Origin of the sequence: Pseudoclavibacter sp. JSM 162008, assembly GCF_041366455.1 — a bacterium.
Lineage (GTDB): Bacteria > Actinomycetota > Actinomycetes > Actinomycetales > Microbacteriaceae > Pseudoclavibacter.
This window is the reverse complement of record NZ_JBEWYX010000015.1, coordinates 1-25,060: the sequence shown is the minus strand read 5'-3', so window position 1 is coordinate 25,060 and position 25,060 is coordinate 1. Positions and strand designations below refer to the sequence as shown.

At 69.1% G+C, this 25,060-nt stretch carries 23 protein-coding genes; 1 reads left to right on the top strand and 22 read right to left on the bottom strand.

The genetic code is table 11. From position 1 onward, the window contains the following. Nucleotides 1-8 precede the first annotated feature (8 nt). The 5 genes from ABVF28_RS12710 to ABVF28_RS12690 form a co-directional block, all read right to left on the bottom strand. On the bottom strand, nucleotides 9-434 hold the full coding sequence (locus tag ABVF28_RS12710; protein WP_104312635.1) for an NUDIX domain-containing protein: 426 nt from the start codon (nucleotides 432-434) through the stop codon (nucleotides 9-11). A 70-nt stretch (nucleotides 435-504) separates the two neighbouring features. Further along, nucleotides 505-1,995 (bottom strand): S1C family serine protease, encoded by a 1,491-nt coding sequence (locus tag ABVF28_RS12705; RefSeq protein ID WP_371030739.1) that lies wholly within the window; start codon nucleotides 1,993-1,995, stop codon nucleotides 505-507. A 69-nt stretch (nucleotides 1,996-2,064) separates the two neighbouring features. Then, the gene (locus ABVF28_RS12700) at nucleotides 2,065-2,361 is read right to left on the bottom strand and encodes a hypothetical protein (RefSeq protein ID WP_371030738.1); all 297 of its coding nucleotides are present in this window, start codon (nucleotides 2,359-2,361) and stop codon (nucleotides 2,065-2,067) included. Then, nucleotides 2,358-2,933 (bottom strand): hypothetical protein, encoded by a 576-nt coding sequence (locus ABVF28_RS12695; protein WP_371030737.1) that lies wholly within the window; start codon nucleotides 2,931-2,933, stop codon nucleotides 2,358-2,360. The genes ABVF28_RS12700 and ABVF28_RS12695 overlap by 4 nt, the downstream gene beginning before the upstream one ends. Continuing rightward, nucleotides 2,930-3,478 (bottom strand): RNA polymerase sigma factor, encoded by a 549-nt coding sequence (locus ABVF28_RS12690; protein ID WP_371030736.1) that lies wholly within the window; start codon nucleotides 3,476-3,478, stop codon nucleotides 2,930-2,932. Before ABVF28_RS12690 ends, ABVF28_RS12695 begins: the two co-directional genes overlap by 4 nt. Nucleotides 3,479-3,708: 230 nt before the next feature. Here ABVF28_RS12690 and ABVF28_RS12685 point away from each other — a divergent pair, with 230 nt between their 5' ends. Further along, nucleotides 3,709-5,208 (top strand): APC family permease, encoded by a 1,500-nt coding sequence (locus ABVF28_RS12685; RefSeq protein ID WP_104312638.1) that lies wholly within the window; start codon nucleotides 3,709-3,711, stop codon nucleotides 5,206-5,208. A gap of 96 nt (nucleotides 5,209-5,304) precedes the next feature. Here ABVF28_RS12685 and ABVF28_RS12680 read toward each other — a convergent pair whose 3' ends face one another. From ABVF28_RS12680 to ABVF28_RS12600, 17 genes are all read right to left on the bottom strand, one after another. Continuing rightward, a complete protein-coding gene (locus ABVF28_RS12680; protein ID WP_371030735.1) occupies nucleotides 5,305-6,756 on the bottom strand; it encodes a glyceraldehyde-3-phosphate dehydrogenase in 1,452 nt (483 codons plus the stop codon). Nucleotides 6,757-6,987: 231 nt separating this feature from the next. Then, on the bottom strand, nucleotides 6,988-8,535 hold the full coding sequence (der, locus tag ABVF28_RS12675) for a ribosome biogenesis GTPase Der (protein ID WP_104252546.1): 1,548 nt from the start codon (nucleotides 8,533-8,535) through the stop codon (nucleotides 6,988-6,990). After that, a complete protein-coding gene (locus ABVF28_RS12670; protein ID WP_371030734.1) occupies nucleotides 8,532-9,323 on the bottom strand; it encodes a d(CMP) kinase in 792 nt (263 codons plus the stop codon). Before ABVF28_RS12670 ends, der begins: the two co-directional genes overlap by 4 nt. Beyond that, nucleotides 9,320-10,414 carry a prephenate dehydrogenase gene (locus tag ABVF28_RS12665; protein ID WP_179557022.1) on the bottom strand — a complete coding sequence of 365 codons (1,095 nt, stop codon included), beginning with the start codon at nucleotides 10,412-10,414 and terminating at the stop codon, nucleotides 9,320-9,322. The genes ABVF28_RS12670 and ABVF28_RS12665 overlap by 4 nt, the downstream gene beginning before the upstream one ends. Next, nucleotides 10,411-11,316, bottom strand: coding sequence for a pseudouridine synthase (locus ABVF28_RS12660; protein ID WP_179557190.1), 906 nt, complete (start codon nucleotides 11,314-11,316; stop codon nucleotides 10,411-10,413). Before ABVF28_RS12660 ends, ABVF28_RS12665 begins: the two co-directional genes overlap by 4 nt. A gap of 103 nt (nucleotides 11,317-11,419) precedes the next feature. Continuing rightward, nucleotides 11,420-12,016 carry an SMC-Scp complex subunit ScpB gene (gene scpB, locus ABVF28_RS12655; protein WP_179557023.1) on the bottom strand — a complete coding sequence of 199 codons (597 nt, stop codon included), beginning with the start codon at nucleotides 12,014-12,016 and terminating at the stop codon, nucleotides 11,420-11,422. Then, complete coding sequence (locus ABVF28_RS12650) at nucleotides 12,009-12,878, bottom strand: ScpA family protein (protein WP_371030733.1); 870 nt, start codon at nucleotides 12,876-12,878, stop codon at nucleotides 12,009-12,011. Before ABVF28_RS12650 ends, scpB begins: the two co-directional genes overlap by 8 nt. Continuing rightward, nucleotides 12,862-13,734: a ParA family protein gene (locus tag ABVF28_RS12645; protein ID WP_371030732.1), complete on the bottom strand. Its 873-nt coding sequence runs from the start codon at nucleotides 13,732-13,734 to the stop codon at nucleotides 12,862-12,864. Before ABVF28_RS12645 ends, ABVF28_RS12650 begins: the two co-directional genes overlap by 17 nt. A 23-nt stretch (nucleotides 13,735-13,757) precedes the next feature. Next, nucleotides 13,758-14,693: a site-specific tyrosine recombinase XerD gene (gene xerD, locus ABVF28_RS12640; RefSeq protein ID WP_371030731.1), complete on the bottom strand. Its 936-nt coding sequence runs from the start codon at nucleotides 14,691-14,693 to the stop codon at nucleotides 13,758-13,760. A 10-nt stretch (nucleotides 14,694-14,703) separates the two neighbouring features. Next, nucleotides 14,704-15,348, bottom strand: a complete 645-nt coding sequence (locus ABVF28_RS12635) for an NUDIX hydrolase (RefSeq protein WP_104312645.1) — start codon at nucleotides 15,346-15,348, stop codon at nucleotides 14,704-14,706. Continuing rightward, nucleotides 15,345-17,066 carry a CTP synthase gene (locus tag ABVF28_RS12630; protein WP_244295986.1) on the bottom strand — a complete coding sequence of 574 codons (1,722 nt, stop codon included), beginning with the start codon at nucleotides 17,064-17,066 and terminating at the stop codon, nucleotides 15,345-15,347. The genes ABVF28_RS12635 and ABVF28_RS12630 overlap by 4 nt, the downstream gene beginning before the upstream one ends. A gap of 11 nt (nucleotides 17,067-17,077) precedes the next feature. Beyond that, nucleotides 17,078-18,847, bottom strand: coding sequence for a DNA repair protein RecN (recN, locus tag ABVF28_RS12625; RefSeq protein ID WP_371030730.1), 1,770 nt, complete (start codon nucleotides 18,845-18,847; stop codon nucleotides 17,078-17,080). Beyond that, the gene (locus tag ABVF28_RS12620) at nucleotides 18,844-19,767 is read right to left on the bottom strand and encodes an NAD kinase (protein ID WP_104312646.1); all 924 of its coding nucleotides are present in this window, start codon (nucleotides 19,765-19,767) and stop codon (nucleotides 18,844-18,846) included. The genes recN and ABVF28_RS12620 overlap by 4 nt, the downstream gene beginning before the upstream one ends. After that, entirely contained in the window at nucleotides 19,764-20,645 is an 882-nt protein-coding gene (locus ABVF28_RS12615) for a TlyA family RNA methyltransferase (RefSeq protein ID WP_104312647.1), read from the bottom strand. The genes ABVF28_RS12620 and ABVF28_RS12615 overlap by 4 nt, the downstream gene beginning before the upstream one ends. Then, nucleotides 20,642-20,857 (bottom strand): hypothetical protein, encoded by a 216-nt coding sequence (locus ABVF28_RS12610; protein WP_371030729.1) that lies wholly within the window; start codon nucleotides 20,855-20,857, stop codon nucleotides 20,642-20,644. Before ABVF28_RS12610 ends, ABVF28_RS12615 begins: the two co-directional genes overlap by 4 nt. Further along, entirely contained in the window at nucleotides 20,854-21,891 is a 1,038-nt protein-coding gene (locus ABVF28_RS12605) for an HAD-IIA family hydrolase (protein ID WP_104312649.1), read from the bottom strand. Before ABVF28_RS12605 ends, ABVF28_RS12610 begins: the two co-directional genes overlap by 4 nt. Nucleotides 21,892-22,062: 171 nt before the next feature. After that, complete coding sequence (locus tag ABVF28_RS12600; protein WP_371030728.1) at nucleotides 22,063-24,750, bottom strand: primosomal protein; 2,688 nt, start codon at nucleotides 24,748-24,750, stop codon at nucleotides 22,063-22,065. Between the last annotated feature and the right edge of the window lie 310 nt (nucleotides 24,751-25,060).

Here is a 25,060-nt window from a genome sequence, read left to right as displayed (position 1 = left end):
CTGAGGCCTCAGCCCCGCGCGTCCCGGCGCCTCCGAAGCTCGGGCATGACGCACTCACTCAGCAGGGGCGCAAGGTCCCGCAGGTCAGCATCCGGCCCCGGGTACGCATCCACCCAGCGCAGCTCCTCGATCTCGGCCCGCGCGTTCGGCTCACCGGTGAGCGCAGCGAGGTAGACGGTGCCGACCAGGTCGGTCGCCGCCTCGTTGGCAGCCGCGGTCGTCCACTCGCCGAGGAAGGCGACCTCGGCATCGTCGAGCACGATGCCGACCTCCTCCTCGATCTCCCGGATCGCGGCGGCCTTGGGCGACTCCCCCGGCTCGAGCTTGCCGCCGGGAAGCATGAACTTCGTCGTCCCTCGCTTGCGAACCGTGAGCACCCGCCCCTCGGAGTCTTCGAAGCAGATGGCGGCGACGGTAAGCACAGGAGCGGGCACGCACCAAGGATAGGTGCGTGCCCGCCGTCGTCGAGAGGATCTGCCGCGAGTCTGGTCCTGGAGCTGAGTCCTACTGCCCGAGCTCCCCCACCGTCACCTGGACGGTCTGCTCCTGGCCACCGCGCACGAGCACGGCCTCGACCTGCGTGCCGGGCTCGAGGGCGCGGATCTGCGCCGTCAGGTCCGTCGAGTTCGAGACTCGATGGCCACCGAAGGAGGTGATGACGTCACCGGCCTGGATGCCGGCCTGCGCCGCAGGTCCTCCCGCTGTGAGCTGGGCGACGTAGGCGCCCGCCACGCTCGAGTCGGCCGCCGTCGGGTCGCTCACGCTGGCACCAAGGAACCCGTGCGACACCGCACCGTCGGCGATGAGCTGCTCGGTCACCCGCTTGACGAGGTTCGACGGCAGCGAGAAGCCGACCCCGATGTTCCCGGCAGTCTCGCCGCCGCTGCTCGCGCCGGCGATCGCGACGTTGATGCCGATGAGGGCACCGTCCTGGTCGACGAGTGCGCCACCCGAGTTGCCCGGGTTGATGGCGGCGTCGGTCTGGATCACGGGCAGGGCGACCGAGGACGAGCCTTGCGTCGTGCTCTGCCCCTCTGGTGAGTTGGGGTCGCCGCGCCAGAAGTTGTACGGGCTGTCCTCCTGTGTGCCGTCGGACTCGACTTCCTCGGGCACCGCGGAGGAGCTGACCAGGATGCCGCGGTCGAGCGCGCTCACGACGCCCTCGGTCACGGAGTCGGAGAGTCCGAGGGGCGCGCCGATGGCGACAGCGACGTCCCCGACATTGAGCTTGTCGGAGTCGCCGAAGGTGATCGGCGTCAGGGACGTGTCCTCGACCTTGATGATCGCGAGGTCGAGCACGGGGTCTCCGGCGACGAAGGTCGCAGGCAGCAGGCGACCGTCGCTGGTCTGGACGGAGAGCTCAGCGTTGCCGGTGGCGCCGTCGATCGTCGCGACGTGGTTGTTGGTCACGATGTAGCCGGCACCGTCGATGACGACGCCCGAGCCGCTCGCGGCCGTCTGGCCGGAGGAGGCCGAGATCGTGACGACGCTCGGCGAGGCCACAGCCGCGATGCTCGTGACGAGCGTTGCATCCTGCGGGTTGTTGACCGTGATCGACTGCGAGCTCGACTGGCCCGCGGCGACCTGCGACGAGCCGAAGCCCCCGACGACCGCACCTCCGACGCCACCGCCGACGACGCCGCCGACGAGGAGACCCGCGGTGAGGAGCGCGACCGTGCCGAAACGGCGCTTTCGCGGCTGGAGGTCAGGGCCCACTGCAGGGCTGGCTGCAGGGCCGAAGCCGCTCGACGCGAAGTCTGCAGTCGGGTACTGGTGGCTCCGCGAGTCAGACGAGGCGTAGCCACCCGCAACAGACCCACCCGGAACGTACTGGCCCGGCTGATACTGGCCGGACCCCGACGAGTACTGGGGAGAGAACGAGTGCGCCTGCTGGCCGGCTGGCGCCTGAGGGGCGAAGGGCTGCTGGGGGAAGGACTCGGGGTACGACGTTGCGCCGTCCTGCGGGGAGTTCTCCGGGGTGAAGGGGGTGGACATGTGTGGTTCCTTTCGACACCACTGAGCATCCAACCCGGGGCTATGGCATTGCTATGCCGCAGCTGTGGCTCAGCTTCGACCCGCGATGGCGTGCACCCGCACACGCACCCGCACGGTCGATCCGACCGGGAGCACCGTCAGAGCAGCCGCCTTGATCCGCGTCGCGAGCCCTTCCACGATGCGCCCCTGCGGGCCCGACGAGTCGACGCGCACACGCACCATGATCGAGACGACACCGTCTGCAGTGCCGACATCCACGTGCAGTGATCCCAGGTGGATGCCGATGATGGGCAGCAGCTCCACAACGCCAGGGGTTCCGAGGGCCGCACCCTCGACCACCTCGGCCACGCGCTCACGGTCGATCATTCGACGCTCCTCACATCTGCGATGACGATATCGATGCCCGTGACCCGCAGCGTCGTGTCGAGTGCAAGCGCCTCCGCGATCGCATCCCGCACCTCGTCGGCGAGCGGATGCAGCGGGCGCAGCCCGAGCACCGTCACCGAGACGGTGACGTGCACCGGCGCTCCCGGCGTGGTCACGTCGCCGTCCAGCACGCACCGTCCGATCAGCACGCCGTCGATGGCGTCGCCAGTCCGGCGGATGAGCTCGCGGATGACACCCTCGCTCTGCGAGAACTCGAACTCGGGTTCCGGCGAGGCGAGCGGGATCTCGCGGCCCGCGCGTGCATCCATCGCGATGCCGCGCAGCATGGACTGCAGCCAGGCGCTGCTCGGTGCGGGCGTGGCCGCGGACTCCGCCTCGATGAGGTCATGGGACGCCCTCGTCACGCGCTCGAGTGCCGCGAGCGCCCGCTCGCACTCAGGGTCTCCCTCGATGTCGGCGTTGTACGGCAGACGACCGGCGTCCAGGTACTCCGAGAGCTGCGTCAGGGTGTACCCCGCGGCGCCGATGGTCGGCTCGACTTCTTCGCTCATGCCCATTCCTCCATGCCCCGCAGCAGCGCGATCCGGGCCCGAGAGAGGGCCCCACGCACCGTCGATGTGTTCGTGTCGAGCTGTTCGGCGATCTCCGCGTAGGTGAACCCGGCGGTCTCCTTGAGGATCCAGCATTGGCGCTGCAGCTCGGGGAGGCCCGCGAGCACCCGGGACGCCGAATCGAGCTTCGCGTTCAGCTCGAGCTGCGCGAGCGGACCGAGCTCCGGGGCCTCCGGGGCGTCCACGTCGTCGATGTCCTGCTCGAACTTCGGCCTCCTGAGGCGATCGGTCGCCTTGCGTGCCGCGATCTGCACGAGCCACGCGCGCACGGCATCCGGGTCGCGGAGGAGGTCGAGGCTCTTCCAGGCGACGATGCAGGCGTCCTGCACCGCGTCCTCGGCGTCAGCGCGCGACGACAGCAGCCTGATGGCGGTCGCGATCATGAGTCCCCAATGCCGGCGGATGAGCACCTCGAACGCACGCTCGTCACCGTCTCTAGCGCGGGCGACGAGCAGCGCATCCGGCGCATCTGCGAGGTCAGGCACGCTTCCTCCTTCGCGACATTCGGAACTGGCTGGTCCTGCCGGGCAACCCTAGGGCATGCAGACCCGGCGCTCCCTGCCAATGAGCGGGGGCACCACCACGTGGGGATCGACGCAACTCCTCCCCCGGCAATCGCCATCGTGTTTCCGGCAGGTAAACTCCACACGCGCGCGGGTGCCCGCGCGCGGAGAGAACACACTGGGGGAACACCTTGAGCTTTTTCCAAAGCCTGATGCGAACGAAGAGCATCGAGGCCTCACTCGCGGACTCGCACTCCGAGGAGCGATCGCTCAAGCGGTCCCTCGGCGTGTGGGACCTCGCCATCATGGGCGTCGCCGTCGCCGTCGGCGCCGGCATCTTCTCCGTCGGAGCGAAGGCGGCCGCCAACAACGCCGGCCCGTCCATCACCCTCGGATTCCTGCTCGCCGCCGTGACCTGCGGCCTCGCGATCATGGCCTACGCGGAGTTCGCCTCGTCCGTGCCCGTGGCCGGTTCCGCCTACACCTTCACCTACGCGACGCTCGGCGAGCTCCTGGCCTGGATCATCGGCTGGGACCTCATCCTCGAGATGCTGTCAGCCTCCGCCGTCATCGCGAGCTACTGGGGCGTCTACCTGCAGGAGGTCGTCAACATCTGGGGCTGGGACATCCCGCCCAAGCTCAGCATCTTCGGCCTGTTCGAGCTGAACTGGGCCGCCTTCTTCATCGTGGCCGTCCTCACGACGCTGCTCGTGCTCGGCACGAAGCTCTCATCACGCGTCAGCGCGGTCCTGACGATCCTCAAGGTCCTGACCGTGCTGTTCGTCATCGTCGTCGGCGCGTTCTTCGTGAAGGCCAGCAACTACACGCCGTTCATCCCGCCGTCGCAGCCTGCGGCCGAGTCGGGCACGGATGCCTGGCACCAGTCGCTCTTCTCGTTCATGTCCGGCGCTGAGCCGAGCATGTACGGCGTCTTCGGGCTCCTCGCCGGCGCATCCATCGTCTTCTTCGCGTTCATCGGCTTCGACGTCGTCGCGACGAGCGCGGAGGAAGTCAAGAACCCGAAGAAGAACCTGCCCCGCGGCATCTTCCTCGGCCTCGGCATCGTGACGGTGCTCTACCTCTCGGTGAGCCTCGTCATCACCGGCATGGTCTCCTACAAGGACCTCGCCGCCGCCGAGACCCCGTCGCTGGCGACCGCGTTTGTCCTCGTCGGCGCCGACTGGGCGGCGCAGATCATCTCCATCAGCATCCTGCTCGGCTTCACGACCGTGATCCTCGTGCTGCTCATGGGCCTCGCCCGCGTGCTGTTCTCCATGAGCCGCGACGGCCTGCTGCCGCGTTCGTGGAGCATCACGAGCGAGAAGCGCAAGACCCCCATCCGTCTGCAGATCGGCGTCGGCATCGCCGTCGCGCTTCTCGCCGGCCTCACGAACGTCGACTGGCTTGAGGAGATGATCAACATCGGCACGCTCTCCGCGTTCGTGCTGGTGAGCCTGTCCATCCTCGTGCTCCGCAAGAAGTACCCGAACCGCGAGCTGGCCTACCGCATGCCGTGGTCGCCGTTCCTGCCGATCCTGTCGGCCGTGCTCTGCTTCTGGCTCATGCTCAACCTGTCGACGCTCACCTGGCTCCGCTTCGCGATCTGGCTGGCCATCGGCCTCGCCATCTACTTCCTCTACAGCCGCCGCAACTCGCGGCTTGGCAAGGAGCGCGCCTCCTACACCGAGATCCTCGGCGCCGAACTCAAGTAGTCCAGCGACGAGATACCCCGAGGGGTCGTCATCCGCACAGGATGGCGACCCTTCGGGGTATCTGGCGCACCACGCGACGGCGCGGCGGCGCCGGGCCTAGAGCTGTGAGACTTCCCTGCGGTGCGGCACGATGGGCGGCTGGACGCCACCGAGCTGCTCGATGATGCGCACCACCTGGGTCGAGTAGCCGAACTCGTTGTCGTACCAGACGTAGAGCACGAGGTTCTTGCCCTCGGCGATCGTCGCGAGGCCATCCACGATGCCGGCGCGCGTCGTGCCGACGAAGTCGGTGGAGACGACCTCGCTCGACTCGATGTAGTCGATCTGCTGGCGGAGCACCGAGCTAAGCGACACCTGGCGCAGGAAGTCGTTGACCTCGCCGCGGGTCGTCGGGCGCTCGAGCGTGAGGTTGAGCACGGCCATCGAGACGTCGGGCGTGGGAACGCGGATGGCGTTGCCCGTGAGCTTGCCCTCGAAGTGCGGCAGCGCCTTCGCGACGGCCTTCGCCGCACCGGTCTCGGTGATCACCATGTTGAGTCCGGCGGCCCGACCACGACGGTCGCCCTTGTGGAAGTTGTCGATGAGGTTCTGGTCGTTGGTGAACGAGTGCACCGTCTCGACGTGACCGTGCACGACCCCGTAGCGCTCGTCGATCACCTTGAGCACCGGCGTAATGGCGTTGGTCGTGCACGACGCGGCCGACAGGATGCGGTCGTCGTCGGTGATGCCGGCGTTGTTGATGCCGTAGACGATGTTCTTCAGCTGCCCCTTGCCGGGCGCCGTGAGCAGCACTCGACGTACTCCGGGGCTCTGCAGGTGCTGCGCGAGACCGTCGGCGTCGCGCCACCGGCCCGTGTTGTCGACCACGATCGCGTCGCGGATGCCGTACGACTCGTAGTCGACGGTCGCGGGGTCGTTCGAGTAGATGACCTGGATGACCGTGCCGTTGGCCTGGATCGTCGAAGCGGTCTGGTCGACCGAGATGGAGCCGGCGAACGCGCCGTGCACCGAGTCGCGGCGCAGCAGGCTCGCACGCTTCTCGAGGTCGTTGTCGCTCCCCTTGCGGACGACGATGGCGCGCAGGCGCAGCCCCCGTCCCGTGCCGGCGTGCGAGATGATGATGCGCGCCAGCAGGCGGCCGATGCGACCGAAGCCGTAGAGCACGACGTCGGCGCCCGAGTCCGGAGAGCCGGTGCCGATGACTTCGAGGAGCTGGTTGGCGAGGAACGTGTCGAGGTCCTGGCCCTGTGCCGCGAAGCGCGTCGCCAGCTCGCCGAGGTCGATGGAGGCGGTGCCGAGGTCGAACTCCTGCAGCCGCTCGAGGATCGGCAGCGTCGCGTCCAGCGACAGCTCGACGTCGTTGATGCGGCGGGCGAAGCGGTGCGCCTTGATGATGTCGATCGCGGAGAGGTTGATGAGGCGGTGACCGTAGATGGAGGTCACGACGTTCCGCGTGCGGTACAGGTTCCCGATGAGCGGGATCATCCGCTCGGCGATGCCGACTTTCTCCAGCCACTCGTGCTGCGTCTGCTCGGACTTTTCCATCATCGAATGGGACCCCTCAACGTCGAAAGTTCTCGCCTGAACGCCAGGCACAGACAAAATCCTACGGTTCTGCGTCCTGCACCAGGCCCGAATCGGCGGCATGGAGCGCGGAAGTATTCACGATGAGCGAAATTCGGGCGTTTTTGACAGGCAGAACCTGCCACACGAAAGGGGCCAGCCCCGCCGACCCGACCGGGTCGAACTGGACTGGCCCCATCGAGCTCGAGGGCCCGATCAGCTGCGCTTGGCCCGCTTCTCGCGAACACGCATGTTCGTGATGATGGGCGACCCCTCGAAGCCGTACACCTCGCGCAGGCGACGCTGGATGAAGCGACGGTAACCCGGGTCGAGGAAGCCGGTCGTGAAGAGCACGAATGTCGGCGGGCGCGTCTGCGCCTGCGTGCCGAACAGGATGCGCGGCTGCTTTCCGCCTCGGAGCGGGTGCGGGAACTCCGCCGTGAGCTCGGCCAGGAACGCGTTGAACTTGCCGGTCGGGATGCGCGTGTCCCACGAGTCGAGGGCGAGCTCGAGGGCTGGCACGAGCTTCTCGAGGTGGCGCCCCGTCTTCGCGGAGATGTTGACGCGCGGCGCCCAGGCGACGTGGGCGAGGTCCCGCTCGACCTCACGTTCGAGCTGCCAGCGGCGTTCGTCGTCGAGCATGTCCCACTTGTTGAACGCGAGCACCAGCGCGCGGCCGGACTCGAGGACGAGGTCGATGATGCGCAGATCCTGCACGTTGACGGCCTCGGTCACGTCGAGGACCACGACGGCGACCTCGGCCTTCTCAAGAGCTGCCGTCGTTCGCAGCGAGGCGTAGAAGTCGGCGCCCTGCTGCAGGTGCACGCGGCGGCGGATGCCGGCCGTGTCGACGAAGCGCCAGATCTTGCCACCCAGCTCGACCTGCTCGTCGACGGGGTCGCGCGTCGTGCCAGCGAGCGAGTTGACGACGACGCGCTCCTCGCCCGCGGCCTTGTTGAGGAGGCTTGACTTGCCGACGTTCGGGCGTCCCAGGATGGCGACGCGGCGGGGTCCGCCGATCTCCTCCTTCGCGACCTTCGAGACCTCGGGGAGGATCTCGATGACCTTGTCGAGGAGGTCCGCGACACCGCGGCCGTGCACGGCGGAGACCGGCCACGGCTCACCGAGGCCGAGGCTCCACAGCTGCGCTGCGTTCGGCTCCTGCACGGCGTCGTCGACCTTGTTCGCGACCAGGATGACGGGCCGGTCGGTGCGGCGGAGCAGCTTCACGACGTGCTCATCGGTCGCGGTCGGGCCGACGTTCGCGTCGACGACGAACAGGACCGCGTCAGCGAGCTCGACGGCGATCTCGGCCTGCTGAGCGACGGAGAGGTCGATGCCCTTGGCGTCCGGCTCCCACCCGCCGGTGTCGACGATCGTGTACCAGCGGTTGTTCCACTCGGCCTTGTACGAGACGCGGTCGCGCGTGACACCGGGGGTGTCCTCGACGACTGCCTCGCGGCGGCCGATGATGCGGTTGACCAGTGCGCTCTTGCCCACATTCGGGCGTCCCACGACTGCGAGCACGGGGAGCGCGGGCAGGTAGGTGATGGCGTCGCCGTCCTCGGAGGCGCCGAGCAGCACCTCGAGGTCGTCTTCCTCGAGCTCGTAGTCGTCGAGGCTCTGGCGCAGCGCCTGGGTGCGCTTCTCCACGACCGTGTCGTCGAGCTCCTCGAGGCGCGCGACGAGCTCTTCGCCGCCTGCTGGGTCGAACTCCTCGGAGGCGTCGGTCGCCTCGTCGTTCCGTCCTTGGTCGTCAGTCATCGTGACTCCTTCGTGTTGTCGTGTCTGACAGCGCTTGGGGCGGCTGCCAGCGACGGTGCTGTCGTCTGGTGCGGACCTGGTGCCGCCGAGGCGACGATCCGCAGGAATTCCTCGACAGACTGCTCGAAGTCGAGCCTTGTCGTGTCGAGCACCGTGACGCCGTCGGCGGCTTCGGTGAAGTTGGTGACCTCGGCGTCGCGGGCGTCGCGCGCTGACACGGACTCCGCAACGGCGGCGACGGTCTCGCCGACCTTCTCGCCCGCCCTGCGCGCGATGCGCACGGCCTCGTCGGCGGTCATGAGGATGCGCGCAGGGGCATCCGCGGCCACGACCGTCGTGATGTCCCGACCCTCGGCGATGATGCCTGGGCTCGTGGTGCCGGCCATGGTGCTCCGGAAGAGCGCCGTGAGGGCCTCGCGGGCAGCAGGCACGCGGGAGACCCGCCAGACCTCGCCGGAGATGGCGGTGTCACGGATGAGCTCCGTGACGTCGCTCTCGCCGACGCGAACCCAGCGTTCGTCCGGGCTCTCCGAGATGCGGTACCGGTCGATGAAGCTCGGGAGCAGTGCCGCGACGGCGTCGACGTCGTCGAGGTCGCATCCGCTGTCGATCGCGAACCAGGTGAGCGCGCGGTACGCGGCACCTGTGTCGAGGTAGCCGAAGCCGAGGCGTCGCGCGCTCTCACGGCAGACACTCGACTTGCCGGAGCCTGCCGGCCCGTCGACGGCGACGACGACGGGCGTGCCAGCGGCGAGGGCGTCGTGGCTGATCGGGGTGGTCTCGGTCATGCGGCGATCCTCCATCCGCGCTGTTCGAGCTCGTCGACGAGCTTCGCGGTTGCCGAGGGGACGACGGAGATGACGACGAGGCCGACGTTGGAGGCCTGCGCGTGCTCCATGCGGAAGTCCTCGACGTTGACCTGGGCGTCGCCCACGTCGCCCATGAGCTTCGCGAGCTGGCCTGGCTTGTCGTCGATCATGACCGTGACGGAGTCGAACTCACGCCTCGAGGAGCCGTGCTTGCCTGGCAGCCGCGCGACGCCGGCGTTGCCGGTCGCGAGCTGCTCGGCGATGATGCGGCCCGAGCCGCGCTCGTGGCTGTGCTCGAGTGCGCTGGCGACCTTGTCGAGGTCTGCCTGCAGCTTGCGGAGCACAGCAGCGGTCGGGGCGGCGTTCGCGGTGAGGATCTGCGTCCACAGCACGGGGTCGCTGGATGCGATGCGCGTGAGGTCCCGCAGGCCCTGGCCCGCGAGCGCCGTGGCCCCGTCCTCGTCGTCGACGAGACGCGAGGCGAGCAGCGTGGAGACGAGCTGGGGAACGTGCGAGACGAGCGCGACGGCCCGGTCGTGATCATCCGCGGTCATGGCGACGGGAGTGGCGCCGACGTCGAGGGCGAGCCCCTCGATCTCCTGCAGCGCGAAGACGCTGGTCTGCTCGTGGTGCGCGATGACCCAGGGGCGGCCGACGAAGAGGTCTGCACGGCCCGAGAGCGGCCCGCCCGTCTCGCGCCCGGCCATGGGATGCGACCCGAGATAGCGGCTGATGTCGGCGCCTCGGGCGACGAGCTCTGCGAGCGGCGCAGACTTCACGCTCGCGACGTCGGTCACGATGGCGTCGGGCCAGCGTTCGAGTTCCGCGGCCACGACCTGGCCGGTCACGTCAGGGGGCACGCAGACGACGACGATCCGCGGCGCTTCTCCCCCGGCGGCGTCAGCGGCCAGGGTCCCCGCCCCGTAGTCGACGGCGAGCTGGAGCACCGAAGGTGAGATGTCGTCGAGCTGGACGTCGACGCCGAGCCTGCGCAGGGCGTGCCCGACGCTGGTGCCGAGCAGCCCGGCACCGACCACCCGTACCGGGGAGTTGGTTCGAGTTGGCGTCATCGACGACCTTTCGATCTGGTGGGCGGCGCCTGCCGCGGGCCGCGGCCCTGCTTGGGCTCGCGAGCCGGCTCTGCCGCCTGGGTGAGGGAGCCGCCGTCGCGCTGCTCCCCGGCTCGCCGGGCGAGCTTCAGGATGCGGCCGAGTTCCAGTGTAGTGAACTCGCGCATCTCGCCTTCGCGGAGGGTGCCGAGGTTCAGGGGGCCGAAGCTACGGCGGACGAGCGCGGTGACGGGGTGGCCGACCTCCTCGAGCATGCGACGCACGATCCGGTTGCGGCCGGAATGCAGCACGATCTCGACAAGCGAGGCGGTGCGGCTGGGCTGGTCGGCGAGGAGCCTCGCGCTGTCGGCCTTGATGAAGCCGTCCTCGAGCTCGAAGCCCTGGCGGAGGCGCTGCAGGGCCTTCGCGGAGACCCGCCCGTCGACGCGTGCGATGTACGTCTTCTCGACACCGAAGGACGGGTGCGCGAGCACGTGCGCGAGCTCACCGTCGTTGGTGAGGATGAGCAGGCCGCTCGTGTCGACGTCGAGCCTGCCGACGTTGTAGACCCGCTCGCTGAACTCCCTCGTGAACTCGCGGAGGTCGGGGCGTCCCTGCTCATCACGCATCGTGGAGACGACGCCGGTCGGCTTGTTGAGCACGACGTAGCGCTTGCTCGGGTCCAGCTGGATGGGCGTGCCGTCGACGGCGACCTCGTCGCGGTCCGGGAAGATGCGGCTGCCGAGCTCGGTCACGACGACGCCGTTGACCTCGATACGACCCTGCGTGATGTACTGCTCGCACACGCGACGCGAGGCGACGCCGGCCGCGGCGAGGGCCTTCTGCAGGCGCACGCCGTCGCTCCGCTCCGGCGCCGGTTCGGCTTCACGCCCCGCGAGCGGGATGTCGTCGAAGTCGTCCATCGAGTAGCCGCCTTCGGGGCGAGCCTGCGCCGCCTGGCGGAGTGCCGCTGCCTCGTCGGCGGTGCGGTCGGTGTCGCCGCGGCGCGATCCGCGCCCTCGCTGGTCACTCATGGAATCCGTCCTGTCCTTCGTCGAGCAGAGGTGAGATCTTGGGCAGCTCGTCGAGCGAGTTGAGTCCCAGATGCACCAGAAGCGTCTGAGTCGTGACGTAGCGAATGGCCCCGGTCACGTCGTCGTGGCCGTCTTCTGCGATGAGGCCACGTGCTACCAGAGTACGCACCACCGAGTCGACGTTCACGGCGCGCACCTGCGCCACCTGCGAACGCGTGATCGGCTGGCGGTACGCGATGACGGCCAGCGTCTCGAGCGCGGCCTGCGAGAGCTTGGACGGCTGACGCGTGAGCACGAAGTCGGCGACGATGTCGTCGAGGTTCTCGCGCACGTAGAGCCGCCATCCTCCACCCACTTCGCGCAGCTCGAAGCCGCGCTCGGGACCAGCGAGGTCACCGTTGTAGTCGGCGACCAGACGGCCGATGGAGGCGCGCACATCGGGGACGGGGCGACTGACGGCCCCGGCGATGGCCACGAGCGACAGCGGCTCGTCGGCGACGAAGAGGATAGCCTCGACGGCTCGGTCGAGGTCGATGCTCGGCTGGTGAGCTTCTTCGGCCGCGCGGTCGAGCTGCCGCGGATCAGTCATCGTCGTCTCCGAGGCTCGAGAGCTGCGCGGCGTCCCAGTTGTCGGCATCCCAGGTCACCGTCAGCTCGCCGAGGGGCGTCTCCTGCTCGAAGCTGAGCGCTGCCCGCCGGTAGAGCTCGAGGAGGGCGAGGAAGCGAGCGATGACGACACCCCGGGCGTCGGCGTCGGCGACGAGCTCGCGGAACGTCCGCGGCTCACCATCCTGCAGCAGGGCGACGAGGATCCGGGCCTGCTCGCGGATGCTCACCTTGGGCGCGTGCAGGTGGGTGAGGCCGACGGTCGGGATCTCGCGCGGTGCGAGCGCGAGGGTCGCGAGCGCCGCGAAGTCGGCGGCCGAGAGCGTCCAGACGAGATCCGGGATGCGCTCCCTGAACTTCGGCTCGAGCGGCACGGCGCGGGTCGTGCGCTGCCCCTCGACGCCGAGCGCGGCCGCGAACCAGGTGGAGACCTCTTTGAAGGCCTTGTACTGCAGGAGACGGGCGAAGAGCAGGTCCCTCGCCTCCAGGATCGCCACGTCCTCCGCATCCACATACTCGCCCTGCGGCAGCAGGCTGACGATCTTCATGTCGAGGAGGGTTGCGGCGACGACGATGAACTCGCTCGCGCGGTCGAGCTCTTCCGGCGTCGACAGATCGTTGAGGTACCCGATGAACTCACTCGTGACGCGGCTCAGCGACACTTCGGTGATGTCCATCTCGTGCTTCGAGATGAGGGTGAGGAGCAGATCGAACGGGCCCTCGAAGTTGCTCAGCGACACCCGGAAGTCTGGGTCGGACGCGCCTTCGAGGTCAGGCGCGGCGGAGGCGCCGACCCGCGGTGCTGAGGTTCCCCGGGTGGTCAGGGCGCTAGGCGACGGCGCCACGTTCGATCAACTCGCGCGCGAGCTGGTGGTACGCCTTCGACGCGGTGTGCTCTGGAGCGAATCGGACGATGGGCACTCCGGCGACGGATGCGTCGGGGAACTTCACCGTGCGGCCGATGACCGTGTCGAAGACCCGGTCGCCGAACGCCTCGTACACGCGGTCGAGCACCTCGCGCGAGTGCAGCGTGCGGCCGTCGTACATCGTGGGGAGGATGCCGTCGAGCTCGAGCGACGGGTTCAGCCGGTCGCGGACCTTGTCGACGGTCTCGACGAGCAGCGCTACGCCGCGGAGCGCGAAGTACTCGCATTCGAGCGGGATGACGACGCCGTGGCTCGCCGTGAGCGCGTTGACGGTGAGGAGGCCCAGTGACGGCTGGCAGTCGACGATGATGACGTCGTACTCGCTCGACACCTTGCGGAGCACGCTCGCGAGGATCTGCTCGCGAGCGACCTCGGTGACGAGGTGCACCTCCGCGGCGGAGAGGTCGATGTTGGCGGGCATCACGTCGAGGCCAGGGAACGCGGTGGCCTGGATGACGTCGTGCGGGTCCTTGACCGTGCCGATCAGCAGATCGTAGACGGTCGGCACGTCGTACGTGCGGATTCCGAGGCCGGCGCTCAGCGCACCCTGGGGGTCGAAGTCGACGGCCAGCACCCGGCGACCGTAGAGGGCGAGGGATGCGCCGAGATTGATGCTCGTCGTGGTCTTCCCGACGCCACCCTTCTGGTTGCACATCGAGATGATGCGCGCGGGGCCGTGGCTCTCCAGCTCGTCCGGCACCTCGAAGTGGTTGTAGAGTCGCGTCGACACCGCGCTTGCGCTGCGGGGCGTGGATTCGATCGTCTCTTCGCTCATGACCTCTGCATCCTATCCCCGCCTCAGCCTCCGCCGAGGGTGGCGCGCGGATGGCTCGTCGCGTACACGTCGCGCAGGGTGTCGGCGGTCACGAGCGTGTAGATCTGCGTCGTCGACACCGAGGCGTGGCCAAGCAGCTCCTGGACGACTCGCACGTCAGCACCGCCCTCGAGCAGGTGGGTCGCGAAGGAGTGTCGCAGGGTGTGCGGGGAGACTCGACCCGCGAGGTCGGCTCGCGTCGCGATGGCGTCCAGCAGGTTGAACGCGCTCTGCCGAGACAGCCGCGCTCCTCGTGTGCCGAGGAACAGCGCGGGAGTCGCATTCCCCCGCGTCGAGAGCTCACGCCGCGCCCGCACGAGGTAGCGGTCGAGCGCCCGCTGGGCGAAGCTGCCGACCGGCACGATGCGCTGCTTGTTGCCCTTGCCTCGCACCCGCAGGATGCCGGGCTCGATCAGATCGTCGACGTTGAGGTCGACGAGTTCGGAGATGCGGGCGCCGCTCGCGTAGAGGAGTTCGACGAGTGCCGTATCGCGCATCGCCTCGAGCGTCTCGCCGTCAGCCGCCTGCAGCAGCCGTTCGACCTCGGCGACCGTGAGCGCCTTCGGGAGCCGTGACGGGAGCTTCGGGGCGCGCGTGCGCGTCGTGGCGTCCACATCCAGCACGCCTTCGTCGAGCAGGAACCGGTGGAAGCCGCGGACCGACGACAGGGCCCTCGAGACGGAGGACGCAGCCAGGCCCTCGCCTTCGCGGAGGTGCGCGAGGAACGCGGACACGTCGTCGGCGGTCACCGCACCGATCGGCCCACGGTTGGTGCCCTCGAGCCATTCGAGGTACTTGACGAGGTCGCGCCGGCAGGCACCGAGGCTGTTGCTCGACAGACCCCGCTCGATGGTCAGGTGCCGAAGGTAGGTGTCGAGCAGTGCCGTGTCCGTCTTCGCATCGCCCGGATGTGCAGCCACGGCGCGTCGACTACTCTGGGCGGCCCGGCGACCGGGTCGGCCACTCCGCGCCGGCAGGGCGCAGCGTCGACCAGCCGCGCTCCTTCGCGAGGTGGAGCGCCATGATGCCGGAGATGACGAACGGGTTCTGCACCGAGCCTGCGAGGACGGCGTCGAGCGCCTCCGGCAGCGCCACCCAGCGCTGCTCCAGCTCCGCTTCCTCGCCGGTGCGGGCGAAGGCCTCTGGCGTCGAGGAAACCGCGCGCGCGAGGTACACGCGCACGTTCTCACTGCTCCCGCCTGGCGAGGTGTACTGGTCGAGGAGCACGTCCCAGCGGTCGGCGACGAGGTCCACCTCTTCAGCGAGTTCGCGCTTCGCCGCGTCGAGCGGGTCCTCGCCTGGCGCGTCGAGAAGCCCTGCGGGAAGCTCCCAGTCGCGCCGCCCGACGGGGTGACGGTACTGGCGGATGAAGAGGATGCGGTCGGCGTCGTCGAGCACGAGCACCGCGACGGCGCCCGTGTGGGCCATGAACTCCCGGGTCAGCTCCTCGTCACCGAAGCGGAACCGCTCCCGGACGATATCCCAGACGGCGCCGCGGAACACGACGCTCGATTCGAGCACCGTGTCCTCGGCGACCTGGTCGGCGAACGGCCCCGCTCCGGCGGCGTCGGTCACTGCTGGACCTGGTCCACGTCCTGCACGTTCTCCTCGACGTCGACGAGGCGTCCCGAGCGCTGACGCTCGAGGCCGGCGGCGACGAGGCCGGAGAAGAGCGGGTGCGCGCTGTTCGGGCGCGACTTCAGCTCGGGGTGCGCCTGCGTCGCCACGTAGAACGGGTGCACCTCGCGCGGCAGCTCCACGTACTCGACGAGCGTGCCGTCCGGGGAGAGCCCAGAGAAGTGGAGCCCCGCATCCGCGATCTGCTCGCGGTACGCGTTGTTCACCTCGTAGCGGTGGCGGTGGCGCTCCTCGACGAGCGTCGAGCCGTAGAGCTCCGCGATGATGGACCCCTCGTCGAGGGCCGCCGGGTAGGACCCGAGGCGCATGGTCCCGCCCATGTCGCCGGTCTCGATGATGTCGACCTGCTCGGCCATCGTCGCGATGACGGGGTTGGGCGTCTCCGGGTCGAACTCGGAGGAGCTCGCGTCGGTGATGCCGACGACGTTGCGTGCGTACTCGATGACCATGCACTGCATGCCGAGGCACAGGCCGAGCGTGGGGATTGCGTTGTCACGCGCGAAGCGCAGCGCGCCGAGCTTGCCCTCGATGCCGCGGATGCCGAAGCCGCCTGGCACGCAGATCGCGTCGACGTCGCTGAGCTGTGCTGCCGCGCCGTCGTGCGTCTCGCACTCGTCGGACGGGATCCAGCGCAGCTTCACGCGGGTCTGGTTCGCGAAGCCGCCGGCTCGCAGCGCCTCGGTGACCGACAGGTAGGCGTCTGGCAGATCGATGTACTTGCCGACGAGCCCGACCGTGATCTGGTGCTTCGGCTGGTGCACGACCTCGAGCAGGCGCTCCCAGGCGCTCCACTCGATGGGCTCGGCCGGGAGCTTGAGCTGCTCGATGATGTACTCGTCGAGGCCCTGCTCGCGCAGCACGCGCGGGATGTCGTAGATCGAGGGCAGGTCGATGGTGTTGACGACCGCACGCTCGGGCACGTCGCACATGAGCGCGATCTTGCGCTTGTTGCTCTCCGTCACCGGGCGGTCGCTGCGGAGCACGAGGGCGTCCGGCTGGATGCCGGCGGAGCGCAGCGCGGCGACCGAGTGCTGGGTGGGCTTCGTCTTCTGCTCCCCGGATGCGCCCATGAACGGCACGAGCGAGACATGTACGAAGAAGACGTTGTCGCGGCCGAGCTCGTGGCGCAGCTGGCGCGCCGACTCGATGAACGGCTGCGACTCGATGTCGCCGATGGTGCCGCCGACCTCGGTGATGATGACGTCGGGGCGAGGCTCCTCGCTGGCCTGCAGGCGCATGCGGCGCTTGATCTCGTCGGTGATGTGCGGGATGACCTGCACGGTGTCGCCGAGGTACTCGCCGCGTCGCTCCTTGGCGATGACGCTCGAGTAGATCTGTCCCGTCGTGACGTTCGCCGACTGGGCGAGGTCGACGTCGAGGAAGCGCTCGTAGTGCCCGATGTCGAGGTCGGTCTCAGCGCCGTCGTTGGTGACGAACACCTCACCGTGCTGGAACGGGTTCATCGTTCCCGGGTCGACGTTCAGGTACGGGTCGAGCTTCTGCATGACGACTCGCAGGCCTCGGGCCCTGAGCAGATTGCCCAGGCTGGCGGCGGTCAAGCCCTTGCCGAGCGAGGAGACGACGCCCCCGGTCACATAGATCTGCTTGACAACGGCCTGGTCGTTTCCCGCAACTGGGATATCTGCGCTAGTCACGGAATTCCATCTTAGACGACGGACCGCGATCCGTCTGCGCCTGCGTCGTGTCCGACGCTCCCCGGCGCTGCTCGATTCGCCGCCGCGAGCTCCAGCAGCTCCTCGGCGTGGGCGTTTCCCGTCTCGCTGTCGGAGAGTCCGGACAGGAGCCGGGCGATCTCCTGCGTGCGGTCCGCCCCGCTGATCCGGCGGATGCTCGACGTGGTGAACTGCCCGTCGCTCGACTTCTCGATGCTGATGTGGTTGTCCGAGAACGCCGCGACCTGTGCCAGGTGGGTGACGACGATGACCTGCGCGTTCGCGGAGAGCCGCTGCAGGCGGCGCCCGATCTCGATGGCGGCGGAGCCTCCGACGCCGGCGTCGACCTCGTCGAAGACGAGCGTCGGCACCGAGCTCACATCGGCGAGCACCACTTCCAGGGCCAGCATGACTCGGGAGAGCTCGCCGCCAGATGCCCCCTTGCCCAGGGGTGTGGGCTCCGTTCCCGGGTGCGGGCGGAGCATGAACGCGACACGGTCGCCTCCGTGCGCGGCGATCTCGTCGAGCGACGAGATCTCGACCGTCAGCTGCGCCGCAGGCATCGCGAGCGCGTGCAGCTCCTTCGTGACCCGTCCTTCGAGCACCGAGGCGGTCGCCGTCCGGAGTTCGGTGAGCCGCGAGGCCGCCGCTGCGAGTCTCTCCTCGGCCTCGGCGATCTGCGTCTCCAGCTCCTGGATGCGCGTGGAGTCGTTCTCGAGCTCGAGCAGCTGCATGCCGGCCTGCGAGCCGAGCTCGATGACGTCGTCGAGGGTCGGCCCGTACGTGCGCGTCAGGCTCGTGAGCAGCGTCAGGCGGTCGTTGAGCTGAGCCAGCTCGCCGCTCCCCTCCGCCTCGAGCCCGTCGAGGTAGCCCGCGAGGCGGAGCCCGAGCTCGTCGATCGCGAACGAGATGTCTGCCGCGGCCTGTCCCAGCTCACCCAGCGCGGGGTCGCTCGACGTCGCGCTGTCGATCAGGGATCGCACCTGGGAGACGAGCTCGGTCGAACTCCCGCCACCCTCGCCGCCGAACCCTGCGGAGCTGTCCCCCGCCAGCAGCTCGTGCGCCTGACCGACGTCGCGGCGCAGGGCTTCCAGGTTCGAGAGACGCTCGATGCGCGCCAGAAGCGTCACGTCCTCCCCCGGCTGGGGCTCGGCTGGCTCGATGTCGGCCAGGGCGCGGCGCAGGCGGGCAGCTTCGAGCTCACGCTCGGCCTCGGCGTCGCTCAGCGTCTGCAGCTCCGAGCGGAGCTCGCCGCGGCGGATGTGCGCGTCGCGGACCGCGGAACGCGCGGTGCGCAGCTCAGCGCCGCCGAACGCATCCAGCGCCGCTCGCTGCGCGCCCTCGCTGCGCAGCCGCCACTGGTCGCTCTGCCCGTGCACGACCACGAGCCGCTCGCCGAGGTCGGCGAGGATCGACGCGGGGACACCGCGCCCGCCGAGCCAGGCCCGGCTCCGGCCTTCAGCGCTCACCTGGCGGGCCACGAGGAGCTCGTCGTTCTCGTCGAGCTCGGCGCCCGCGTCTGCGGCGAGCCTCGCCGCGGGGCTGTCGGAGTCCAGCTGCCAGCGCCCCTCGACGACGGCCTTGCTGGCTCCGGAGCGGACGGCGTCGGCAGACGCGCGTCCTCCGCGCAGCAGACCGAGTGCGGTCACGATCATGGTCTTGCCCGCGCCGGTCTCACCCGTGATCGCGGTGAAACCGGGCCCCAGGGGAAGCTCGGCTCGCTCGATGACGCCGAGGCCGGAGATATCGATGTCAAGAATCATGCGCGTGCGGGTCCTCGCCATCCTGAGGTCGGGAGTTGGAACTTCTCGACAAGTCGCTTGCTGAACGGCGCGCTGTGCAGGCGCGCGAGACGGATCGGGGCGCCGCCCCTCGTCGCCGTCACGCGGGAGCCCGCCGTGAGGTCGTACGTGCGTCGCCCGTCGCACCACAGCACGCCGGGCGTGCCGGTTCTGGGCACGATCTCCACGGCGAGGGTGGAGCTCGGCCCCACCACGATCGGTCTCGCGAAGAGCGCGTGCGCGCTGATGGGCACGAGCAGAAGGGCCTCGACGGTCGGCCAGACGATAGGCCCGCCAGCCGAGAACGAGTAGGCGGTGGAGCCGGTCGGCGTGGAGAAGATGGCACCGTCGGCGCCGAAGCTCAGCAGCGGCTGACCGTCGACCTCCAGGACGAGCTCGAGCATCCGCTCCCTGCTGGCCTTCTCGATCGTCGCCTCATTGAGGGCCCACGTCTCGTAGACGGTCTCGCCGCCGAGCGTGACGCGGACGTCGAGGGTCATGCGCTCCTCGACCTGGTAGTCGCGGTCGAGGGCGCGGCCTACCGCATCCGCCAGCGAGTCTCGCTCGCTCTCCGCGAGGAACCCGACGTGGCCGAGGTTCACGCCGAGGATGGGCACTCCTGCCTCGCGCACGATCTCAGCGGCGCGGAGGATCGTGCCGTCGCCTCCGAGGACGATCGCGATCTCCACCTCGTGCGCCGCGAGCTCCTCCCCGAGCGAGATCGTCGTCCGGGGCACCCGGTTGCGATCGAGGCGCACCAGCTCACGGTAGGTCGCAGGCTCCAGCACGGGCGTGACTCCCGCATCGTCGAGCAGCTGCAGCACGGTCATGGCCGCCTCGATGGCGTCCTCCCGGGCAACGTGGCTGACGACGAGGATGCGCCGCTTCGGGAACTCCGTCATCGATCTCCCTCCAGGTCCTCCGCTTCGACGATGGCTCGTCGCAGAGTGACGAGTCTGTCAGCATCGGCTGGACTCGCGCCTGTCGACGTGCGGAGAACCGCAACGAATTCTGCGTTGCCGTGGGTGCCGACGATCGGCGACGGGCGCAGCGAGACGAGTTCGAGCCCGCAACTCGCCGCCTCGACGAGCACCCGCTCGAGTGCGGGCGCGACCAGTTTCCGGTCGTGGACGATGCCGCCCTTCACGCCGGTTCGGCCAACCTCGAACTGCGGCTTGATGAGCAGCACCGCGTCCGTGAGACCGGGCGCCATCGCCAGGATGGGGGCGATCACCTTCGTCAGCGAGATGAACGAGAGATCGCCGACGACCAAGTCGAGGTCGCCAGAGCGCACGGGAGCATCAGCGGCCTCGAGCAGCTCGTCGAGCTGCTCAGCATCGGTGAAGCGCGCGTTGACGCCCTCGAGGTTCGTCACACGGGGATCTTCGCGCAGGGCGGGCGCGAGCTGGTCGTGACCGACATCCAGGGCCACCACGTGCCTGGCACCGCGCGCGAGCAGCACCTGCGTGAATCCGCCGGTCGAGGCTCCCACGTCGAGCGCAGCCCGCCCAGCCGGATCGAGGGTCGGGACGGCGTCGAGTCCGGCGACGAGCTTGTGCGCGGCGCGGGAGACGAAGTCGTCTCCCCCGGCGACGGCCAGCGCATCGCCAGGCGCGACTCGCACCCCGGTCTTGGTCGAGATGACGCCGTTGACCGACACGAGGCCGGACTCGATGAGTCGCGCCGCCGCCGTCCGACTGCGCGCGAGACCGCGGCGCGTCAGCTCGGTGTCGAGCCGCTGGAGGGCTTCGCTTTCGGCGCTCTGAGATCGCGAGTTCATGACTGGTCTCCATCGAAGAGCTGGACCGGGGTGCTCTCGAGGAGCTGACCGAGCTGCTGATGCACTCGCGAGAACTCGGCTGCCCGCTCAGAGACTGGCAGGGCGCCGATCCGCTCGAGCTCCAGCGTCAGTTCGTTTTCGGGCTCGACGACGTGGTCGCCGCCCGTGCGACCTGCTCCCTCGTGGCCCTCACCCGCGTGTTCGATGCTCACGAGGCGAGCTCCGAGTACAGCACCTCCGGCACGCGGAGCGCGTAGATCAGCTTCTCCGAGGCTGCGATCGCCGCGCAGCCCGCGCGCAGCAGGTTGATGGGCGAGGATCCGGCGCGGTCGACGATGACGTCGATGCCGCGCACCGTGACCTGCGCGTCGCCGACCCTCGCGACGGCGTGCTCGGCCTGTGGACGCTCGGCGATGACCTTCGGGTACGGCTGCGAGAGCTCCCGCAGGTCGCTCAGGATGAAGTCGGGGCGCTGGCCGGGAGGTGCCGCGATGAGCTGCTTCGGGCGGTCAACGCCCGTGAGCACGAACGCCGAGGTCATGCCGGCGTTGTCCGCGCCCTTGATGTCGGTGTCGAGGCGGTCACCGATGAACAGCGCCTTCTTCGCGTCGAAGCGACGCACCGCCTCGTCGAAGATCGCCTTCTCGGGCTTGCCCGCCACGAGGGGCAGCTTCTGCACCGCTGTGTGCACTGCGGAGACCAGCGTGCCGTTCCCAGGCGCGATCCCGCGGGCGACGGGGATCGTCCAGTCCTGGTTCGTCGCGACCCACGGGATGTCGCGGGCGAGCGCAAACGAGGCCTCGGCGAGGTGCTCCCAGCCGACGTGGGGCGCGAAGCCCTGGATCACGGCGTCCGGTCCGTCGTCGGCGGACCGCGTCACGCGGAAGCCGCCCTTCCCGAGCTCGTCGACGAGCCCATCGCCGCCGACCACGAGGATCAGCGCGCCAGGGGCGACCTTCGTGGAGAGCAGCCGGACCGCAGCCTGCGGGCTCGTGACGACATCCTCAGCGGTGAGCGACAGCCCGAGGTCGCGCAGGTGCTGAGCAACCTGCTCGTCAGTGCGTGACGCGTTGTTCGTGATGTAGCCGGAGCGGATGCCGGCGGGCGCGAGCGCGTTCAGGCTCTCGACCGCGTGCGGCACCGGATTCGGGCCGCGGTAGACGACACCATCGAGATCGGCCAGCACAACGTCCACGCCGTCGAGGGGAGCTGGTCCGGTTCCGGTGCTCTTCTTGAACAATGCCATCGGGATCTCTCGTCTCTCTGAGCGTGCCACCGTGCGGTGCCGGGCCGGCGCTCGTACTCGTCATGGGTTGTGCTCGTGGCGCGTTGATCGCTGAGTGCGTGGTGGCGTGACGCAGTCGCGCCGGGGACGCAGGAGCGGGACGGCAGAGTGCATCCGCCGCCCCGCATCCGGTCACAGGTCGAAGAGCGGCTCGGGCTCGTCGCCCTTGCGCTTTCCTTCGTTGTCGTCGTTCTCGTCGTCAGCCTCGGCGTCGGAAGCTGCCTCAGGCTCGGAGGCCGCAGCCGCGGCCTCCGGCTGCGTCGGCTCTACGCCGGTTTCCTCGGCTGCTTCCTCTTCGAGGGCAGCGGGAACGACGTCGAGCTGGACTTCGAGAACGGCAGGTGCGTCCGCCTCGTCTTCCAGCTCGTCGAGCTCCTCAGCGGCGGCTACGATCTCGTCGGCCTCCTCCTGGACCTCGGCGACCTCGTCGGCGGCTTCCGCCTCGGCCACGATGTCCTCCGCCTCGGCCTCCACGTCATCGGCGGCCTCGGCTTCAGCGACGATCTCGTCTGCCTCCGCCTCGACCTCGGCGACCAGTGCGTCGTCGAGCACCGCGGCGGCTCCGTCCACGGGTTCAGCGTCGCTCGTCGAGCTGGCCTCGGTGGACGGCTCGTCGCCGGCGGCGAGCAGCTCGTCGACTTCAGCTTCGAGATCGTCGTCGTCGCTTGAGTAGGGCGCGTCGGTGGCCTCGGCCGCGGTGGCCTCGGCCGCGGTGGCCTCAGCCGCGTCTTCGCCGTCGATGCTGTCCGCGGCGTCGGTCGATTCGGTGTCCGAGTCAGCGTCTTCGGTGAGGGCAGCCTCGCCGTCGATCTCGTCGTCCTCGTCCTCCTCGTCGTCCTCATCCTCGAGCGGTGGGAACTCGCCCTCGGTGATGACCTCGATCGTCTCGTGCTCGTCGTGCTTGACGGCGTCGAGCGCGTCCTGGGCACGGGTCGCGAGCGCAGTCCAACGCTCGGCCTCCGACTGGCGGCCGAGCTCTTCGAGCACGGTCGCGTAGGCGCCGAAGAGCGCCGGGCTGTACGAGTAGGCGCGCTTGGGGTCGAGCTGCGGGATCTCGAGCTCGGCGAGCGCAAGATCGGGTGAGCCCTGGTCGAGGCGTGCGCCCGACATGGCGATGGCAACCTGGACGAGTTCCGCTGGGCCGAGGCCCGTGCGGTCGGCGGCGCGGCCCAGCTCGAGGGCTCGGTCGGGGCGACCGAGCCCACGCTCGCTGTCGATCATGAGCGCCAGCTGGTCTTCCTTGCCGCTGATGCGTCGGTAGGTGCGCAGCTCTCGCAGCGCGAGGGCGTAGTCGCCGATCGTGTAGGCCGTGATCGCGAGCGTCTCGCGGACCATGGCGATTCGACCGCCGCGACGGGCCGCGGAGACGGCGTGCTGGTGCGCCAGCTCCGGGTCGGTGTCGATGAGCACGGAGGCCATGACGAGGTGCCTCGCCACGAACTCCTGGTTCGTCGCCTCGAGCGTCTTGAGCTCGTTGCGGGCGCCCTTCGGCAGGTCCGATTCGCTGACCTCATCGGGCACGATGGGGTCGATGTGCTCCGCGCGGACCGGGCGCAGCTCGCGTGCAAGCAGCTCCTCTTCCGTCAGCTCCGGGCGTTCCGGCGCGGGACCACCGCGTCCGCCGAAACCGCCTCGGCGGTCCTGCCCACGGTCGTCACGTCCGCCGCGGCTGTCGTTGCGGGGGCCGGATGAGCGGCGTTCCCCGTCGCGGGGCGGGTAGGACTTGCGCTCGCCGTCCCGGGGCGGGTACGACTTCCGCTCGCCATCGCGAGGCGGGTACGACTTGCGCTCACCGCGGTTGTCACCGCGGTCATCACGCGATCCGAACGAACGACGCTCGCCATCGCGGGGAGCGTACGACTTCCGCTCACCATCGCGGGGAGCGTACGACTTCCGCTCACCGTCGCGGGGCGGGTAGGACTTGCGCTCACCGCGGTTGTCACCGCGGTCATCACGCGATCCGAACGAACGACGCTCGCCATCGCGGGGAGCGTACGACTTCCGCTCACCATCGCGAGGCGGGTACGACTTACGCTCGCCACGGTTGTCACCGCGGTCATCACGCGAGTTGTACGGACGACGCTCACCGTCCCGGGGCGGGTACGACTTCCGCTCACCGTCCCGGGGCGGGTACGACTTCCGCTCACCGTCCCGGGGCGGGTACGACTTCCGCTCACCGTCCCGGGGAGCGTACGACTTCCGCTCACCGTCGCGGGGCGGGTAGGACTTGCGCTCACCGCGGTTGTCACCGCGGTCATCACGCGATCCGAAGGAACGACGCTCGCCATCGCGGGGAGCGTACGACTTCCGCTCACCATCGCGAGGCGGGTACGACTTACGCTCGCCACGGTTGTCACCGCGGTCATCACGCGAGTTATACGGACGACGCTCACCGTCCCGGGGAGCGTACGACTTCCGCTCGCCATCGCGAGGCGGGTAGGACTTGCGCTCACCGTCCCGGGGCGCGTACGACTTCCGCTCACCGTCCCGGGGAGCGTACGACTTCCGCTCGCCCTCGCGAGGCGGGTACGACTTGCGCTCACCGTCGCGAGGAGCGTACGACTTCCGCTCACCGTCGCGAGGAGCGTACGACTTCCGCTCACCGTCGCGAGGCGGGTAGGACTTGCGCTCGCCACGGTTGTCACCGCGGTCATCACGCGAGTTGTACGGACGACGCTCGCCATCGCGGGGCGGGTAGCTCTTGCGCTCGCCGCCTCGTCCGCTGGCATCCCGTCGGCCATCCTGGCCGCCGCGTTCGTTGCGGTTGCCCGCTCCACGATCGTTGTTTGAGCTTCGCCGCTCGTTGTCGTTTGCGTCCATGAATAGCTCCTCGGGATGCGCTGTCGAATTGTTGTTGTACTCGTTTGGATGCGCCTCACCTTGGACGCTTGCGTCGCCACCTAGCCTACGCCAACGCGGTTCCGAGCTTCAGGGTCCCTGACCCGTGCGTCTGCTGCCGTCCGAGTGGTCGTAAAGGCGGCGCGTAGTACTTGATGGCAAATGAAAAAAGCCGGGGTTGGTGGGTGAGGAGCATCTCTGCTCACTCACCAACCAACCCCGGCTCATGAAGAAGTCCGGCGGTGACCTACTCTCCCACAGGGTCCCCCCTGCAGTACCATCGGCGCTGAGA

Coding starts and splice junctions, on each gene's coding strand:
- ABVF28_RS12705 (WP_371030739.1), bottom strand. CDS start 1,995: ATGTCCACCCCCTTCACCCCGGAGAACTCCCCGCAGGACGGCGCAACG.
- ABVF28_RS12700 (WP_371030738.1), bottom strand. CDS start 2,361: ATGATCGACCGTGAGCGCGTGGCCGAGGTGGTCGAGGGTGCGGCCCTC.
- ABVF28_RS12695 (WP_371030737.1), bottom strand. CDS start 2,933: ATGAGCGAAGAAGTCGAGCCGACCATCGGCGCCGCGGGGTACACCCTG.
- ABVF28_RS12685 (WP_104312638.1), top strand. CDS start 3,709: ATGCGAACGAAGAGCATCGAGGCCTCACTCGCGGACTCGCACTCCGAG.
- ABVF28_RS12680 (WP_371030735.1), bottom strand. CDS start 6,756: ATGATGGAAAAGTCCGAGCAGACGCAGCACGAGTGGCTGGAGAAAGTC.
- der (WP_104252546.1), bottom strand. CDS start 8,535: ATGACTGACGACCAAGGACGGAACGACGAGGCGACCGACGCCTCCGAG.
- ABVF28_RS12670 (WP_371030734.1), bottom strand. CDS start 9,323: ATGACCGAGACCACCCCGATCAGCCACGACGCCCTCGCCGCTGGCACG.
- ABVF28_RS12665 (WP_179557022.1), bottom strand. CDS start 10,414: ATGACGCCAACTCGAACCAACTCCCCGGTACGGGTGGTCGGTGCCGGG.
- ABVF28_RS12660 (WP_179557190.1), bottom strand. CDS start 11,316: ATGGACGACTTCGACGACATCCCGCTCGCGGGGCGTGAAGCCGAACCG.
- scpB (WP_179557023.1), bottom strand. CDS start 12,016: ATGACTGATCCGCGGCAGCTCGACCGCGCGGCCGAAGAAGCTCACCAG.
- ABVF28_RS12645 (WP_371030732.1), bottom strand. CDS start 13,734: ATGAGCGAAGAGACGATCGAATCCACGCCCCGCAGCGCAAGCGCGGTG.
- recN (WP_371030730.1), bottom strand. CDS start 18,847: ATGATTCTTGACATCGATATCTCCGGCCTCGGCGTCATCGAGCGAGCC.
- ABVF28_RS12620 (WP_104312646.1), bottom strand. CDS start 19,767: ATGACGGAGTTCCCGAAGCGGCGCATCCTCGTCGTCAGCCACGTTGCC.
- ABVF28_RS12615 (WP_104312647.1), bottom strand. CDS start 20,645: ATGAACTCGCGATCTCAGAGCGCCGAAAGCGAAGCCCTCCAGCGGCTC.
- ABVF28_RS12605 (WP_104312649.1), bottom strand. CDS start 21,891: ATGGCATTGTTCAAGAAGAGCACCGGAACCGGACCAGCTCCCCTCGAC.
- ABVF28_RS12600 (WP_371030728.1), bottom strand. CDS start 24,750: ATGGACGCAAACGACAACGAGCGGCGAAGCTCAAACAACGATCGTGGA.